Genomic DNA, 15,461 nt, shown 5'->3' on the forward strand with positions numbered 1-15,461 from the left:
TTGTTTAAAGATCAAACATTTTATTACATTCTTAAGACTGCATTATTCTCTTAAGCGAATAAATTTTGCGGGATTTCCGCCGACAATATGGTACGGCTCAACATCTTTGGTCACCATACTATTCATCCCGACCACAGCATGTTTACCGATTTTAATACCGTCTTTGATCCCCACATGCGCCCCCAACCAAACGTCTTGCTCAATTTCAATTCCTTTAGAAGTAACTGGCTGTTGGTAAAGTGGACGGTCGAGTTGCATCCCATGGTCAAATGCATATAAATGGCAATAAGCGGCAATACGGACTTGGTCATGCAACTTTATGCCCGTTCGTCCCCCATCTAAAATACAATGATGGTTAATCGCGACTTCATTGCCGATTTCCAGCGGTCCATGCAATGTGCAATCAGCCGCAATAAAACTATTATCCCCAATAATAATTTTGCGACCTGGTTCAGCAAAAATATGTGCTAGCGGTGAAATAAAACAATTTTCACCAATCTCAACAGTTTCCATATCCATTAAATAAGCTTGATATTCCTTTTGCCACTCTTCAGCCCAAGCACGGTTTTTAGGTTTCAAAGTCCAATATAACCATGGCATATAGTTTAAGCGGTGCTTATGTTGCTCACGATATTTCAGTAAGGAATCAGTCATCAGTTAATTCCTCTTCAATTTTTAATTCTTCACGACCACGTGTTACGTCTCTAAGTTTTAAGGCGAGCGGTTCAATTTGATGTATCTGTAGTCTCGCTTCGATATCTACACCTGTTGCTGTGTAGGTTTCCTGATATTCAATCTGTTGTTGAGTCAATTCATATTGAAATATCGCCCACTCATTAAAATGACAAGAAAAATGAATCGTCTTCTTTGCAATCAGTTCAATACGTTCAGCCAATAATAAACATTGTCCAGCACAGCCACCGTATGCTCTAACAAGGCCGCCCGTTCCAAGTTTTATACCGCCATACCAGCGGTTAACCATTACAATAATATTCGTCAGGTCATTCCCTTCAATGGTCGCCAAGATTGGACGCCCTGCTGTTCCTGACGGTTCACCATCATCGTTAAAGCGTACGTTATGCCCAATTTTCCAAGCCCAACATTGGTGAGTGGTCGAGATATCCTTGTTGTATTCTAAAAATTCTTTAACCTGCTGTTCATTTTCTACTGGCGCAGCAATCGCCTGAAATCTACTTTTTTTAATTTCTTCTTCAAATGTAATCTGTGATGCAATCGTAAAAGCCATAAATAAGATAAAGCACAATAAAAATCAAATTATAACGTGAATTTAATAGAATCAAACCTATAAAAAAGCCCCGAATCTCGGGGCTTGTTTTATTATCTTTCTCGTAGCGCTTCTTTGGCTTTATTAAATGGTTTAAGTAAGTAATCAAGAACTGTTTTTTGACCAGTACGGATATCTACTGTTGCCACCATACCCGGTGTAATACCAAACGCTTTACCTTCTTTATTGTAAAGCTTGTCGGAATCAGTACGGATATAAACACGATAATAGAATTGGTCCTGTTTCACTTCATCACGAATGGTGTCGGGTGAAATAACGGTAACCTTCCCTTTTAAACCACCATAAATTGAGTAGTCATAGGCCGTGATTTTAACCAGTGCTTCTTGTCCCGGACGAATAAAGGCAATGTCACGCGGTAAAATACGCGCTTCAATCAGCAGTTGTTCGTCAATCGGTACAATCGTCATCAATTTACCGTTTTGTGGAACAACACCACCACGAGTAGTCACCGCAATTTCTTTGACCACACCACGTACCGGTGCTCTGAACACTGCACGGTCTAAACTGTCACTACGACCCAGTACAATTTGTTGTTGCGTTTCGCTATCCGTATTCGCTTTAGATAACTCTTCACGCGCTTTCACATAGTACTGGTTCTGCGCATCATTCATTTTGTTTTGCAAATCATTTGCTTCACGACGTAAACGTAAAACCTCAACCTCACTTGCTGCACCTTTAGCAACCAGCGGTTCTGTCATCGCCAGTTCTTGTTGCACAAGTTGCAACGCCTGTCTTAAACCTGCAAGGGTTTGTTCAAGATCAGCACGACGCGAGCGATATAATGCAGTTTCTTCTTGTACTAACTTTGGTTCTTTCATCACAATTTCAGGAAAAACCAAAGGTGTACCGTTTACTTCCGCACGCAAACGCGCTGCTGTCGCCTGAGCAGAGATCAGTAAAGATCTTGATTCACCAACATTTGATGCAAAACGGGTTGGATCGAGCTGCGCAAGAATTTCGCCTTTTTGAACGATGTCACCTTCTTGTACATTCAGCTTGGTTAAGATACCGCCTTCTAAAGACTGAATAACCTGCTCTTTAGATGATGGAATGACTTTACCTGTACCAGTAGAAACTTCTTCAAGTTTAAATACCCACGCCCAGATAAAGAAAATAACCAAGCCAATGCCCACAATCCAGATCACTAAACTGGCACGTGGTAAGGGTGGCTCACTATAAGATACATTCATTGAACGGGTGAGTTGTTGTTCTTGTTGTGGTTCGCTCATGAATTACCCCCTTGGCTCACTTGTTTTTGTTGGGCTGTTGATTGATTGAGTACCTGATCTCTTGGACCGTCCATCACGATTTTGCCTTCATTCACGACAATAATACGGTCTACAAGTTCTAATACAGCGCGGCGGTGGGTCGCAACGACCAAAGTACGATGTGCCAGCCAACCTTTTAAATGATCAATCAGTTGTTTCTCTGCCACGTCATCAATGGCTGCTGTCGGTTCGTCTAACAATAAAATGTTCGGTTGACGAATCAATAGACGAGCCAGTAACAGCGCTTGTTTCTGACCACCAGAGAAACCAACACCACCTTCTAAAATCAGGTGATCTAACCCTTCTTTTTTCTCTTGAACAAAAGGTAATGCACCAGTCACTACTAGCGCACGAAGAATCTCTTCATCCGTTGCAAGCGGTGCACCCAAAGTGAGGTTTTCACGAATCGTACCATAGAAAAGATGCGCATTCTGGTTAAGTAAACCCATGTCACGACGTACATCAGACGGATCAATTAATGAAAGATCCAGACCATCTAAATGTACTGCACCTTGAGTTGGAACTTGCATACCAGATAGAAGCTGGAGCAGTGTTGATTTACCTGCACCGTTACGCCCCAATATGGCAATTTTTTCACCAGCACGAATTTTTAAATGACGGATTGCCAAACTTGGTTTTGGGTCTTCTTCGCCATATTGGAACAAGACATTTTTTAATTCGTAGTCGCCATTTAAAACTGCTTTGTGTACCAGATGCGAACGGTCTGCCTGATCGATCGGACGTTGCATAAGTTCATCAAGGCTTTGTTTTGCGACTTTTGCTTGCTGTAAACGTCCTAACACACCTGTAATTTGAGCAATCGGTGCCAACATACGTGAAGATAAAATTGAACAAGCCACTAACGCACCTGTAGTCATTTCACCTTCCATCACGGCAAAACATCCTACCAATACCACAATTGCATAGGTCAAACCTTGAAGCATTTGAGTCCATGCCATTAAAGTACCGACGATTTTACGCTGTCTCATCCCGATATCGGCTGAAACTTCGTTCATGTGGTTCCATTGGTTTTGGAAGCGAGACTCAGCACGTAATAGCTTAATGTCTTCAATACCTTGTACCGCTTCAACAAGAATGGCGTTACGGATTGAAGACTCTCTCATGCCCTCTTGTGCGAGTTGCGCTAGCTTCTTCTGTGCCAGAATACCCGGCAAAAGCATAAGTGGCACAACCAGCAGCATCACCCAAAACAGTTTCCCACCAATAATCGCAAAAATAATCAGGAACAGGAAAAAGAATGGGAAATCGGCAATTGCACTAATGGTGGTTGAAGTCACCAGTTCACGCACACCTTCGAGCTCACGGATCTGGGAAATAAAACTACCTGTAGATTTTGAACGATCTTTATTCTTGATGCGTAGGGCATGGCCAAATACACGGTCAGACACCCGTAAGTCAGCACGTTTACCAATAATATCGGATAAGTACACCCGTGATATACGTAAGGTAAACTCAAAAAGTGCTGCAATCAGTACTCCACCTGCCAACACCCATAAAGTCGGGATAGACTGAGATGGTACAACACGGTCATACACTTGCATTGAGAAAATAATGGTTGCCAGTGCCAACACATTGGCAATCAGTGAGGCAAACATAATATCAACGTAGCGTTTCCAGTCTCTTAGAACAATCGACCAGAACCAGCTTGCTTCGTATGGTTTGATATATTCGTCAATACGCGCATCGGGAATAGAAGTTTCAGGACGCAAGATGTAGACATTCTTAATTGTTGTTTTTAAGACATCTAAGCTTAAATTTTGGGAAAGGCCGTGATCTCCACTAAACTGGATACTGACATTTCCTTGAGTATCGGCCTTATCAATTACACCAACTTGTCCATCATTAAACTCGACCATGACCGGTAAACGCCATGGATTAAGTAAATCTAATGAAAAAGGTACTTTACGTAAATTGAGTCCAACCTGACGTGTCATTAACTGCAAAACATCATCAAGGTTTTGATTTTGGTTCCAGTCAAGTTGTAAACGAATTCTTTCTTCTGAAGGCTCAATTCTATAATGTTTAGCAATCGTTAAGACCGCCTGTAACCAGGGCTGGTAATTTATTTTTGTCATCATGGTTGTACTTCGAACCCCTGAATTGAAATATTATTTAAGTCATAAGCTTGGCGAGAACGTCCTGTTGCTGCAATGTACTGAACAATACTGCTATAAATGTCATAACGTGCAGTTTCGAGTTCTGAATTGGCACTATGAATCGCCTGTTCAGCATTCAGTAAGTCAACCAATGAACGGGTACCGAGTTTGTACTGCTCTTGATAGAGTTCGCGTGTACGAACTGTCGTCGCTTGGCGGTTGGCTAAAACCTGCATTTGACGTTGTTTATTTTCAATTTGTTCACGGCTGGTTCTGATCTGATCGAGCACATCCAGATACACAGAATTCACTTTAGATTTAGCGGCTTCTTCTGCATAACTTGCCATTTTTACTTGGGAAGAAACTGCCCCACCTTGATAAAACTGACTGGTGGCTTCGAGCATGATGGAACTATATAAACCATCGTCTTCATCATTGTTTGGGTTTTTTCCATTAATGGCCTGACTCACCGAGCCTTTCACTGCCAAAGTTGGATAACGTGTTAAACGGGTCTGTTCCTTTTGAGCTTTAGCCACTTCAATGCCCGCTTGTGCAGCGATCATTTTTGGAATCGTATTAAACTCAGGTTCACCATATAAATCAGACACTTTCACCAAATCATCTGAAATAATCCAACCTGTACGTGAAACATCAGCACCCAACAATGTTCTTAAATGTTGTTGGTATTGACGTAATAAAGATTGCTGTGCAATCAAACCGGACTGTGCAGCTTGTAAATAAGACTGAGCTTGGATCGGGTCAGCCTGACTGCTAATACCAGCATTTGCACGTAAATTAGCGATTTCCTGAATTCGCTGAATACCCGCAATTTGCTGCTCGGCAATTTTATTTAATTGGAGATAGCGCTGAATATTGATAATCGACTGAGCCACATCAAGTGCAATATCGTCAATGCTGACCAACACATTCGCCTGTTCGACTTGAAGTTTGGCTTTCTCAACCGATACACCTGATTTGACTTTACCAAAATCATAAAGCATTTGAGTTGCGTTTAAAGTCAATAACTGCCGACCACGTTCACCACTACTCAAGTCCCCTGTGGTAATACCACCTGAAATTTGAGGATAGTAACCCGCCTTCGCAACATCAATACCGGCGTTTTGGCCAGCTAAAGTTGAAATGGCTTGGGAAATATCAGGGTTACGCTGAATCGCGATTTTCACCGCTTCCTGCAGAGTCATTTTCCTTGATGGCAAATTTGAATAAGATGAAGCTGCTCTATCATTGAGTTGAACAGTCGGAAACTCCTGCACTCTAGAGCGATCTAGCCTAAAATTACTCAACTCTTGCATCTTAGCGACTTTAAATTCATCACTACTTTTAGGGGCAAAAAGTTGTGATAAGTTGTCTTTTAATGTGTGATATTGCTCACTTGGTTTAGCGGCATATATCACCATAGGTACATGCAGTGAAGTTAAAAGCATCAACCCTTTCAGGAAAGCTGGCTTTTTACATGTCCTTTTTACTCTTCTCTGGTTATATCCAATCATGCTTGTCTTGTTGATCTTGTTTGTTATCGTTTAAAAGCTTTTACATTCTACATATTTTTTTGCATAAAGAAGCATAAATGCAGGAATAATTCACACATTACTTTTTCATCAACTAAATATTCTAATTTATTGTTTTTAAAAAATAAATATAAAAAAACTAAAAAGAGGCACTGACCTCTTTTTAGCCAAATAGATTAACTTTTTTATTTAAACTGTAAAATCATCACCTAAGTAGACTTTACGTACCTGTTCATTATCTAGAATTTCTTGTGGAGTGCCTTCCGCAATTACCGCGCCTTCGCTCACAATATACGCACGTTCACAGATTGCCAAAGTTTCACGTACGTTATGGTCTGTGATGAGCACACCAATACCACGATCTTTTAAGGTCTGGATAATATCTTTAATATCGCCTACCGAAATTGGATCGACACCGGCAAACGGTTCATCAAGTAACATAAACTTAGGATCAGCAGCCAATGCACGTGCAATTTCAGCACGGCGACGCTCACCACCAGACACACTCATTCCTAATGAATCTTTAATATGACTGATTTTAAAGTCATTCAATAATTCAGTAAGGCGTTGTTGGCGCTGCTGCTTATTTAAGTCTTTGCGTGTTTCTAAAATAGACATAATATTTTCAGCAATTGTGAGCTTTCTAAAAATAGAAGCTTCTTGCGGAAGATATCCGATCCCTTTACGTGCCCGTTCATGCATTGCTAAATCGGACATATCAAGATCATCAAGGTGAATTTCACCTTTGTCCATACGCACTAGCCCAACAACCATATAGAAGCTTGTTGTTTTTCCTGCGCCGTTAGGGCCAAGCAAACCAACAATCTGTCCACTTTGCATACTAAAAGATACGTCTTTGACGACCCAACGTTTACTATAGTTTTTTGCTAAGTGCTTAATACACAAAGTTTGGGGTTGAAGAGCTTGTTGCATTAGTCACGCGCTCCTGGGAAACTTTTTGAAGTTGATGGCGGAATAATAATTTGAACGCGGTTTGATGATGAACCTTGAGCTTCAACATCACCTTTGTTCATACTATATTTCAATGAGTTACCACGGATGCTTGACCCATCTTGATATAGATATGCACCACCAGTCAAAGTAATAATGCCTGTATCTGCATTATAAACAATGGTTTGCCCCTCGCCTCGTGCAACGCCCTTGTCAGCACTAATTTGCTGTTGGAATTTAGATGGTCTACCTTTGGCAGTAATCGTTTGAATTTCACGCTTAGAGTTTAGCGTAGCAACAATTGAGTCGGCTTGAAGCTTCATCGTACCTTGTTCAATCACGACATTACCCGTATAAGTCGTTAAACCCGTTTTCTCATTATAAGTTGCACGGTCTGCCACTAACGAAATTTGTTGATTACGGTCAGACGGTAAAGCAAAAGTCGAAGCAGATGATAAAGCAACGAATGTAATTACCGCAGCTTGTTTTAGGAAAGCTGAAGAACGTTTTAAATTAAGACTTTGGTGCATACTTTCCTCGAATATTAAAAAATTCGTACTGACCATTATTCAAATTAGCTTTTAATCCTTTGCTGACAAACTCGGCTTGCGGAGATTGAACAACCACTTGGTGATCTGTTTCAATTTCTCTGGTTTTTGGATATCCAGTTAACTCATCAGTTTGGAATTCAATCTTCCCTTGTGGCGCCAGTTTAGTTGCGACCACATCACCCGATAAAATAACTTTACGGTTATCATCGTAGCCATTTGCCTGTTTTGCAAAGAATGTCGCATCAACTTTGCCATCTTTATACATCGAGGCATTAAGTTGATCCAACTTTGATGTTTTTTGTTGCATATCCTGTTCAAGCTGACGAACTTCAGCACGAATATACAAATTGCCTTGATCATCAGTTTGAGTCAAATGGACGCCCTGCGCTGAATATGTCATATTCTTCGCAGAACCAATGTCTAGTTTTTTTGCCTTGCCACTATAGTAGTAGTAACCACCACTTATAGCAGCAACCACTACAGCAACAATTGATAAAACTCTGGTATCCATGAGCAGGAATAGCCTACCTTTTTAAGTAATCTTATTATTAATGCGGTACTGCAAGATATTTTTCAAGAAGTTCTTGGTAAATGCCTTTTGCGATCAGCAACATATCACAGACTTCACGCACAGCACCACGCCCACCCATCGACTGCGTAACCAAATGCGCACGGCGACGTACTTCTTCGTGACCATTTGGTACAGTAACACTCATACCTGCAATTGCAAAAGCAGATAAATCAGGCCAATCATCACCCATATACAAGCAATCTGACGGCAAAATATTAAACTGCGCACAAGCTTCACGAAGTGCTGAGCCTTTGTCTTCACGGCCTTGAAAAACGAGGTCTACGCCTAAATCAGACATACGTTTTTCAACAATATTACTTTTTCGGCCTGTAATAATGATGACTTTCATGCCGGCTTGCTGTGCAAGCTTCATTCCTAAACCATCACGGATATCGAATGATTTAATTTCATCGCCACTATTGGTTAAGGTTACGAAGCCATCACTTAAAATACCATCAACATCCAGAACCAATGCCTGTAAATGACGTGCTTGTTCTAACAATGCATAAGATGCCATTGATTAATTTACCCCTGCCTGAATAAGGTCATGCATACTAATTACACCAATCACTTTGTTTTGGTCATCTACCACCACAAACTGACTAATTTTTTTCAGGTTCAGCTGTTGTAGAGCTTCTACCGCACGTGCTTCTTGAGAAATCGTTGATGGTTTTTTTGTCATCACTTCTGAAACAGGCAAATTCACATCAAAACCTTGCTGTTTATCAATTAAACGGCGCAAGTCACCATCGGTGAAAATACCAAGTAAATGTTCTTGTTCATCTACAATTGTCGTCAAGCCTAAACGTTTATTAGAGATTTCATAAAGTACTTGATTCATTGGTGTATCTGGTGAAACTTTTGGCAGTTCATCGCCTGTATGCATTAGATGTTTTACATGTAAAAGTAAGCGTTTACCCAACGCACCTGCAGGATGCGAACGAGCAAAATCATCTGCAGTAAAACCACGCGCTTCAAGTAAAGCGACAGCCAGTGCATCACCCAAAACTAAAGTTGCTGTCGTACTCGACGTAGGCGCTAAACCTAATGGACATGCCTCGTCAGACTCCCCTAAAGTTAACGCGATGTCAGCGTTTTGCGGCATTGGGCCTTTATCATCACGGCTAATGGTAATAAGAGGAACGCCAAGATGTTTGATTAAAGGCATCAACATCATGATTTCATCACTTTTTCCAGAGTTGGAAATCGCAATTAAAACATCACCACGAACCAGCATTCCCAAATCGCCATGCCCAGCTTCGCCCGGATGCATAAAGAAAGATGGTGTACCAGTTGAGGCGAAAGTAGCAGCCATTTTACGGCCAATATGCCCTGACTTACCCATGCCAGTGATCACAACACGACCTTTACACTGTAACAATATTTCACAAGCTCGGTTAAAACTGTCACCAATTTGTGTTGCTAACACGTCTAAGGCTTGTTGCTCAATACGCAATGTTGCTAATGCGCTGCTTTGGAAATCTGTAGGATTGGGCATACGAGTTTGACTCAAAATAATTGATCTGATCTCTTGTGAAGATCGGTGATTTTAATCAAAAGATTTGGGGGCATTCTAACATAACTCAATCATCTACACGTTTTTAAATGTATAAGATTTCACAAGCTTATAAAATTCTTGCATAAACCTTTGTGAAAAATGATGCATCAGTTATGATGTAACACTGTTTTTGTTGAGTGTTTGAAAACCCTTATGCAACCGTTTGTTTTATATAACTCTGAGCAACGAAAAAAAGTTGAATTTGTACCTCGTAAAGAAGGTCACATCGATATGTACGTCTGCGGTATGACCGTTTACGACTACTGTCATATCGGGCATGCTCGAGTTATGGTTGCATTTGACTACATTATTCGTTTCTTACGTAGTCAAGGCTGGAATGTTCGCTACATTCGCAACATTACCGACATTGACGACAAAATCATTAAACGTGCGAATGAGAATGGTGAAACAATTCAACAACTCACCACTCGTTTCATCGATGCAATGAATGAAGATGCAGCGAACCTAGGCTGTTTAGCACCAGATGAAGCACCTAAAGCGACTGAATATATCGACCAGATGCAAAATATGATTGGCAATTTGGTGAATAAAGGCGCTGCTTACCCTGCTTCAAACGGCGATGTTTATTTTGAAGTGACCAAATTTGAAAAATATGGTCGCCTCTCTGGCCGTAAGCTTGATGACATGCAAGCTGGTGCAAGTGAGCGTGTTGATGTAGAAGTTGAAAAGAAACACCCTTTTGACTTTGTACTTTGGAAACATGCAAAAGAAAATGAACCATCTTGGGCATCTCCTTGGGGTAATGGTCGTCCAGGTTGGCACATTGAGTGTTCTGCAATGTCGACTTGCTGCTTAGGCAATCACTTTGACATTCATGGTGGTGGTTCAGATTTAATGTTCCCGCACCATGAAAATGAAATTGCGCAAAGTGAAGCTTCGACTGGTGAGCAATATGTAAACTATTGGATGCATGTTGGCTTCATTAACGTTGATGGTGAAAAGATGTCTAAGTCTTTAGGCAACTTCTTTACGATTCGTGACGTGATGGAGAAATTCCACCCTGAAGTGATCCGCTACTTTATTGTATCTTCACACTATCGTAGTCCTGTGAACTTCTCTGATGTAGCACTTAAAGAAGCAAAAACTTCTTTAACTCGCTTCTATCATTCATTTAAAGCTTATCAACAAGTATACGGTCAAACGACAACTGAAACGCTTGATCAAAGCTTTATTGAACGTTTTAACAATGCAATGTGTGATGACTTCAACACGGCCGAAGCAATGGCTGTATTGTTTGAACTGAATAAAGAGTTAAACCGTGCTGTAAAAGAAGAGCAAGCTGACCAAGCGACTGTGCTTTATTCGACATTACGTCACCTCACTAACATTTTAGGTTTGGTACAACACAATGTAGATGATTTCTTAAAATCAGATATTGGACAAGAAGCGCTTGCTTTGTCTGATGCTGAAATTGAAGATTTCATTCAACAACGTGTTGATGCGAAAAAGGCAAAAGACTTTGCTAAAGCAGACGGTATTCGCCAGTCTTTACTCGACCAAGGTGTGGTACTTGAAGATACACGTCAAGGCACAGTTTGGCGTCGTGCTGATTAAACGTTCAATTAGATCACAAGAGTGTTGACACTTTAATGAAACACTCTATAATGTGCTCACATTGCGGGAATAGCTCAGTTGGTAGAGCATAACCTTGCCAAGGTTGGGGTCGCGAGTTCGAGTCTCGTTTCCCGCTCCAAAATTTAAAAACCACTTAATTCGAAAGGATTAGGTGGTTTTTTTATTGGCTATTGGTTAGTTCTGACGAAGTAAAATGATATTAAAGAAAGGCTTTATATTCTGCTGTCCTCCCTCTTTGTTGGCTAAATTTCATATATCAAACTCAGTATGAGATTGGTCTCATATAATTTATTAGTAGATGAAAAGCATAAGACTGCGACACAATTTCCCCTGACTAAACTAACTTTAAAAGCACCCAAATAGTAATAGATTAAATATTATTTAATAATGGATGTTTTCAGATCTCAAACCAAATGTTAAAGTATGTAAATACTGACTTTCAAATAAGTGTTTTAAAACAGGTAATTTGGTTATCGTTGTATCAGAGGGAAAAATAGAAGCAATTTTTAAGAGATTGAATATAGAAATCACAGTTTGTATTTAGAATGCTTTAGCTCTAAATGGCATGAAAAAAAACGTGGCACATCCTTAGAGGATATAAATTGGTTAGAAAAGTAGTCGTTTTATATAAAGAAATTTGAATGAATCTTTTTTAAATTAAGGTTAATACAATGTCTAATAATCTATTACCGATTTCATCATTAGTTAAATTAAGTGGTTATGGCGATAAAGAATGGGAAATCTTTATTGAAGAATGTGTTGATGAACTTAAAATTAAAAATAATTACTTAAGAGTATTACATTTTGGTGGCGCTGGAGATAAAGGACGAGATATTTGTGCTTATACCCAAAATGAGAGTATTGAATCTACATGGGATCTTTATCAAGCAAAACATTACGGGTCAGTTTCTACAAGTCCATCAAATTTCTTTCCAGAATTAGCAAAATTTTTTGATATGTTAATTTCTAATGAATATAGTATTCCTAATAAATATATACTATGTACATTAAAAATGGGGTCAAAATTAAAAGATTTATTTTTAAATAAGAAAAAGTTCAAAGAAGATTTTCTTAAAATAATTGAAGAAAAAAAAGGAAGATTTAAGCAATATACTATTACGAATGATTTACAAATATTCTTAAATTTTGTTAAAAATTTTAATTTTGATATTTTAGAATTTTTAACGCCTACAGAACTTATTGAAATTCATAAAAGTTCTAGCCATCATTTTAGACGTTTTGGAGAGTTACCATTACGTGATAGCGATCCCAAAGTTCCAAATATAGTAACGCCTTATGAGGCAATATATGTAAATGAATTATTAAGATTATATAATGATTTTAGTGGAGAAAATCTAACTTTAGAAACTTTAACTAGTCGATTTTCAAAGCACTTATATCAACAAAGAAAAGTATTTTTTGTAGCAGAAGGTCTTCATCGATTTAGTAGAGATAAATTGCCAAACGAATTTGAAAACTTACTCAACGAATTACTCGATGCTTTAGGAGTTTTGTTATATGGCTACTATAATAGTAATATGGATAAATTTGAAAAATTAATTAGTTTTGCAAATACATTAAAAATTACAAATAATCCATTATCAAATAGAATGAAACCAGGAGATATTTCAGGTTGTTGTCATCATCTAGTAAATAATGAACATTTCCGGTGGGTAGAAGATGAATAATATTTTTAATAGTCCTTTAGAGTTAGGAACAAGGGCATTATTTATCTTAAATGCTATTAAACCACATGAAGCAAGTATAGAAAAAATAGCTTACTTAGATTATATTTCGATTTATTCTTCTGAATTTAATGGTCCAAATAATCTACATCCAGATGTCCCAATGCATCATTTAGAATTCATTTTTAGGATTGAAAATCTAAAAAATGGTCTAAATCAAATGATTAAAAAACAAATTATTAATGCAAACTTTACAACCCAAGGTATCAAATATAGTTTAGGTGAATACTCTTATCCATTCATGTCTTTTTTAGATACAGATTACCACATAAAATTAGGTGAGAGATCTCTATGGGTTCGAGATAATTTTTATCATTTATCAGATAATGAATTAGATAAATATTTTGGTATTAATGGAAAATTGTGGAAACTAAAAAATGAATATTAAATTGATAAAACTTTCTGTTCAGGGACAAAATAAAGAGTCTAAAGAAATAAATTTTAATGAAAAAAATACTTTGATTCAGGGATCTTCTGATACTGGAAAATCTTATATACTTAGTGCAATATATTATTGTCTAGGTGGCACTGACATACCTAAAAATGTCGGCTACTCGGCAGGTTATACTACATTTATTTTAACTTTAAGATTAAATAATGAAATTTATACTATAGTAAGAGACTACGCTTTTAGCATTACTAATATTTATTCTGGTGAGCATTACGTTATTGATCCTCCTTTTGAAAATTTAATTAGTAAAAAAATAAATGAATTCTTTATTAATACCTTGAATTTAAATAATTTTAAAATAGTCACAAAATCTGGAAAATTAGGAAATATAACACTTTCCAACCTAAAATATTTTTCTTTCTTTGATGAAGATAAAACACTTTCTAGCGATTTTTTTCTTCCCAAAAAAGAGAATAACAAACTTTTGGAAAGACAATCACTTTTTTCTTTTTTATTAACTGGACAAGATGATAAAAATTTAGACTTATCAACACCAAAAGATGAAAAACTACGTATTGATGGTAAAATTAGCGTTTATAATGCTGAACTAGAAATGTTAAATGATTGGTATTCAATTAACAATATTGATAAATCCTTAACTATAGATGATATTTCTGAAAAAATTTCATTTTTAGATACTGAACTTGAAGCCAAACTAGACATTAAAATTGTAAATCAGAATATTATAAATAAGCTAAATTCAGAGCTAAAGTCATTAAGAATTGAACTAAATAAAAATCAAAATACTATTGATAAAATTAATGATAATATTGCTAATTTTGAACTTCTAGATGAAAAATATAATAGTGACAAAGAAAGGTTAATATCAATTTTAAATACACATCTTATTTTTGAACAATTTGCTGACCATACCTGCCCTTTATGTGACTCAATAATGCAGGTTGATACAGCAGAGGAAAGAGAAAAGTTCGTTAAAGGTATTGAATTTGAAATTAGCAAAATTAGTACTTTACAGAGTGAACTTAAAACACTTATTCCAGAATTAAAAAATGAACTTTCTTTTTATAACGAACATAATCAACAGCTGAATAATAAAATTGAAAACAATATAAAATCTCAATTTGAAGTTAAAGAAAGGTCAGATCTTAATGATTTTATAAATTTAACTCAAAAGAAAAATTTATTAGAAAGTTCGATTAACTTTTCTAATAGAATAAGCGCAATTAATAAGTTGATTGATGAAAACATATCAGTCAAAAACAAAAATATTAAAGTTGTAAGAAATCTTTCCACCCCTTTCGATTCTATTTCTAAGAGATGTAAATCCTTATTATTAGGCTGGGGTATATCTAATATAAATAATTTATATATTTCTGACCAAGAAATGGATTTAATTATTAACCAACGTCAACGTATCTCTTTCGGTAAAGGGAAGAGAGCACTTTTCTTAACAGCATTTGCTATTTCAATAATGGAATATTCTTTAGATAAAGATATAGGGCATTTAGGCTTCTTAATTATTGATTCTCCACTTGTAACTCATAAAGATCCTAAATATGGACTTAAAACTATAAATGATGAAGAACACCGTAAATTAGAACTTGATAACTATACAGAAATAACTGTTGCTCAGAAATTCTATCATTGGCTTGTAAAATATAAAGGAAAAGGGCAAGTTATTATTATTGAAAATGATGCACCAGAAGAAAAATATAAAACTATGATTAATTTTATAGAATTTACTGGAAACGATATGATCGGTAGAGCGGGCTTTTTCTAAAATTACAAGGTATTGTTTTTATTAGTATTTTACACATAATGTAGTATTTATCTTATAAACAACAAAAAGCCCTATGA

General features: G+C 37.2%; 14 protein-coding genes and 1 tRNA gene. 5 read left to right on the forward strand and 10 right to left on the reverse strand.

Going from position 1 to position 15,461, the window contains the following annotated elements; all coding sequences use genetic code 11:
• Positions 1-42 precede the first annotated feature (42 nt).
• The 10 genes from J690_RS21865 to J690_RS21910 form a co-directional block, all read right to left on the reverse strand.
• Complete coding sequence (locus J690_RS21865; protein ID WP_002115833.1) at positions 43-654, reverse strand: chloramphenicol acetyltransferase CAT; 612 nt, start codon at positions 652-654, stop codon at positions 43-45.
• A complete protein-coding gene (locus tag J690_RS21870; RefSeq protein WP_032038417.1) occupies positions 647-1,246 on the reverse strand; it encodes an IMPACT family protein in 600 nt (199 codons plus the stop codon). Before J690_RS21870 ends, J690_RS21865 begins: the two co-directional genes overlap by 8 nt.
• 92 nt (positions 1,247-1,338) lie before the next feature.
• Complete coding sequence (locus J690_RS21875; RefSeq protein ID WP_005076849.1) at positions 1,339-2,535, reverse strand: beta-barrel domain-containing protein; 1,197 nt, start codon at positions 2,533-2,535, stop codon at positions 1,339-1,341.
• Positions 2,532-4,673 carry a type I secretion system permease/ATPase gene (locus tag J690_RS21880; protein WP_005802602.1) on the reverse strand — a complete coding sequence of 714 codons (2,142 nt, stop codon included), beginning with the start codon at positions 4,671-4,673 and terminating at the stop codon, positions 2,532-2,534. The genes J690_RS21875 and J690_RS21880 overlap by 4 nt, the downstream gene beginning before the upstream one ends.
• Complete coding sequence (locus tag J690_RS24770) at positions 4,670-6,136, reverse strand: TolC family protein (protein WP_017481420.1); 1,467 nt, start codon at positions 6,134-6,136, stop codon at positions 4,670-4,672. Before J690_RS24770 ends, J690_RS21880 begins: the two co-directional genes overlap by 4 nt.
• A 273-nt stretch (positions 6,137-6,409) precedes the next feature.
• Positions 6,410-7,153: an LPS export ABC transporter ATP-binding protein gene (lptB, locus tag J690_RS21890; protein ID WP_002122331.1), complete on the reverse strand. Its 744-nt coding sequence runs from the start codon at positions 7,151-7,153 to the stop codon at positions 6,410-6,412.
• Complete coding sequence (gene lptA / locus J690_RS21895) at positions 7,153-7,701, reverse strand: lipopolysaccharide transport periplasmic protein LptA (protein ID WP_002122334.1); 549 nt, start codon at positions 7,699-7,701, stop codon at positions 7,153-7,155. Before lptA ends, lptB begins: the two co-directional genes overlap by 1 nt.
• Positions 7,685-8,233, reverse strand: coding sequence for an LPS export ABC transporter periplasmic protein LptC (lptC, locus tag J690_RS21900; RefSeq protein ID WP_005070181.1), 549 nt, complete (start codon positions 8,231-8,233; stop codon positions 7,685-7,687). Before lptC ends, lptA begins: the two co-directional genes overlap by 17 nt.
• 37 nt (positions 8,234-8,270) lie before the next feature.
• Complete coding sequence (locus tag J690_RS21905; protein WP_002122322.1) at positions 8,271-8,810, reverse strand: KdsC family phosphatase; 540 nt, start codon at positions 8,808-8,810, stop codon at positions 8,271-8,273.
• A gap of 3 nt (positions 8,811-8,813) precedes the next feature.
• Complete coding sequence (locus J690_RS21910) at positions 8,814-9,791, reverse strand: KpsF/GutQ family sugar-phosphate isomerase (protein WP_002122342.1); 978 nt, start codon at positions 9,789-9,791, stop codon at positions 8,814-8,816.
• 213 nt (positions 9,792-10,004) lie between these two features.
• Here J690_RS21910 and cysS point away from each other — a divergent pair, with 213 nt between their 5' ends.
• The 5 genes from cysS (at position 10,005) to J690_RS21935 (ending at position 15,384) form a co-directional block, all read left to right on the forward strand.
• Positions 10,005-11,426 (forward strand): cysteine--tRNA ligase, encoded by a 1,422-nt coding sequence (cysS, locus tag J690_RS21915; RefSeq protein WP_005076856.1) that lies wholly within the window; start codon positions 10,005-10,007, stop codon positions 11,424-11,426.
• A gap of 63 nt (positions 11,427-11,489) precedes the next feature.
• Positions 11,490-11,565, forward strand: a tRNA-Gly gene (locus tag J690_RS21920).
• Positions 11,566-12,118: 553 nt separating this feature from the next.
• Complete coding sequence (locus tag J690_RS21925) at positions 12,119-13,135, forward strand: ABC-three component system protein (protein ID WP_050688068.1); 1,017 nt, start codon at positions 12,119-12,121, stop codon at positions 13,133-13,135.
• Complete coding sequence (locus J690_RS21930) at positions 13,128-13,580, forward strand: ABC-three component system middle component 2 (protein ID WP_032038424.1); 453 nt, start codon at positions 13,128-13,130, stop codon at positions 13,578-13,580. The genes J690_RS21925 and J690_RS21930 overlap by 8 nt, the downstream gene beginning before the upstream one ends.
• A complete protein-coding gene (locus J690_RS21935) occupies positions 13,570-15,384 on the forward strand; it encodes a coiled-coil domain-containing protein (protein WP_032038427.1) in 1,815 nt (604 codons plus the stop codon). The genes J690_RS21930 and J690_RS21935 overlap by 11 nt, the downstream gene beginning before the upstream one ends.
• The last annotated feature ends 77 nt before the right edge of the window (positions 15,385-15,461 follow it).

It is taken from the genome of Acinetobacter sp. 742879, assembly GCF_000588535.1.
Classification (GTDB): domain Bacteria; phylum Pseudomonadota; class Gammaproteobacteria; order Pseudomonadales; family Moraxellaceae; genus Acinetobacter; species Acinetobacter pittii.

Bases quoted from the DNA above. Each gene is read 5' to 3' on its own strand.
- J690_RS21865 (WP_002115833.1), bottom strand. From the start codon at position 654: ATGACTGATTCCTTACTGAAATATCGTGAGCAACATAAGCACCGCTTA.
- J690_RS21870 (WP_032038417.1), bottom strand. From the start codon at position 1,246: ATGGCTTTTACGATTGCATCACAGATTACATTTGAAGAAGAAATTAAA.
- J690_RS21875 (WP_005076849.1), bottom strand. From the start codon at position 2,535: ATGAGCGAACCACAACAAGAACAACAACTCACCCGTTCAATGAATGTA.
- J690_RS21880 (WP_005802602.1), bottom strand. From the start codon at position 4,673: ATGATGACAAAAATAAATTACCAGCCCTGGTTACAGGCGGTCTTAACG.
- J690_RS24770 (WP_017481420.1), bottom strand. From the start codon at position 6,136: ATGCTTTTAACTTCACTGCATGTACCTATGGTGATATATGCCGCTAAA.
- lptB (WP_002122331.1), bottom strand. From the start codon at position 7,153: ATGCAACAAGCTCTTCAACCCCAAACTTTGTGTATTAAGCACTTAGCA.
- lptA (WP_002122334.1), bottom strand. From the start codon at position 7,701: ATGCACCAAAGTCTTAATTTAAAACGTTCTTCAGCTTTCCTAAAACAA.
- lptC (WP_005070181.1), bottom strand. From the start codon at position 8,233: ATGGATACCAGAGTTTTATCAATTGTTGCTGTAGTGGTTGCTGCTATA.
- J690_RS21905 (WP_002122322.1), bottom strand. From the start codon at position 8,810: ATGGCATCTTATGCATTGTTAGAACAAGCACGTCATTTACAGGCATTG.
- J690_RS21910 (WP_002122342.1), bottom strand. From the start codon at position 9,791: ATGCCCAATCCTACAGATTTCCAAAGCAGCGCATTAGCAACATTGCGT.
- cysS (WP_005076856.1), top strand. From the start codon at position 10,005: ATGCAACCGTTTGTTTTATATAACTCTGAGCAACGAAAAAAAGTTGAA.
- J690_RS21925 (WP_050688068.1), top strand. From the start codon at position 12,119: ATGTCTAATAATCTATTACCGATTTCATCATTAGTTAAATTAAGTGGT.
- J690_RS21930 (WP_032038424.1), top strand. From the start codon at position 13,128: ATGAATAATATTTTTAATAGTCCTTTAGAGTTAGGAACAAGGGCATTA.
- J690_RS21935 (WP_032038427.1), top strand. From the start codon at position 13,570: ATGAATATTAAATTGATAAAACTTTCTGTTCAGGGACAAAATAAAGAG.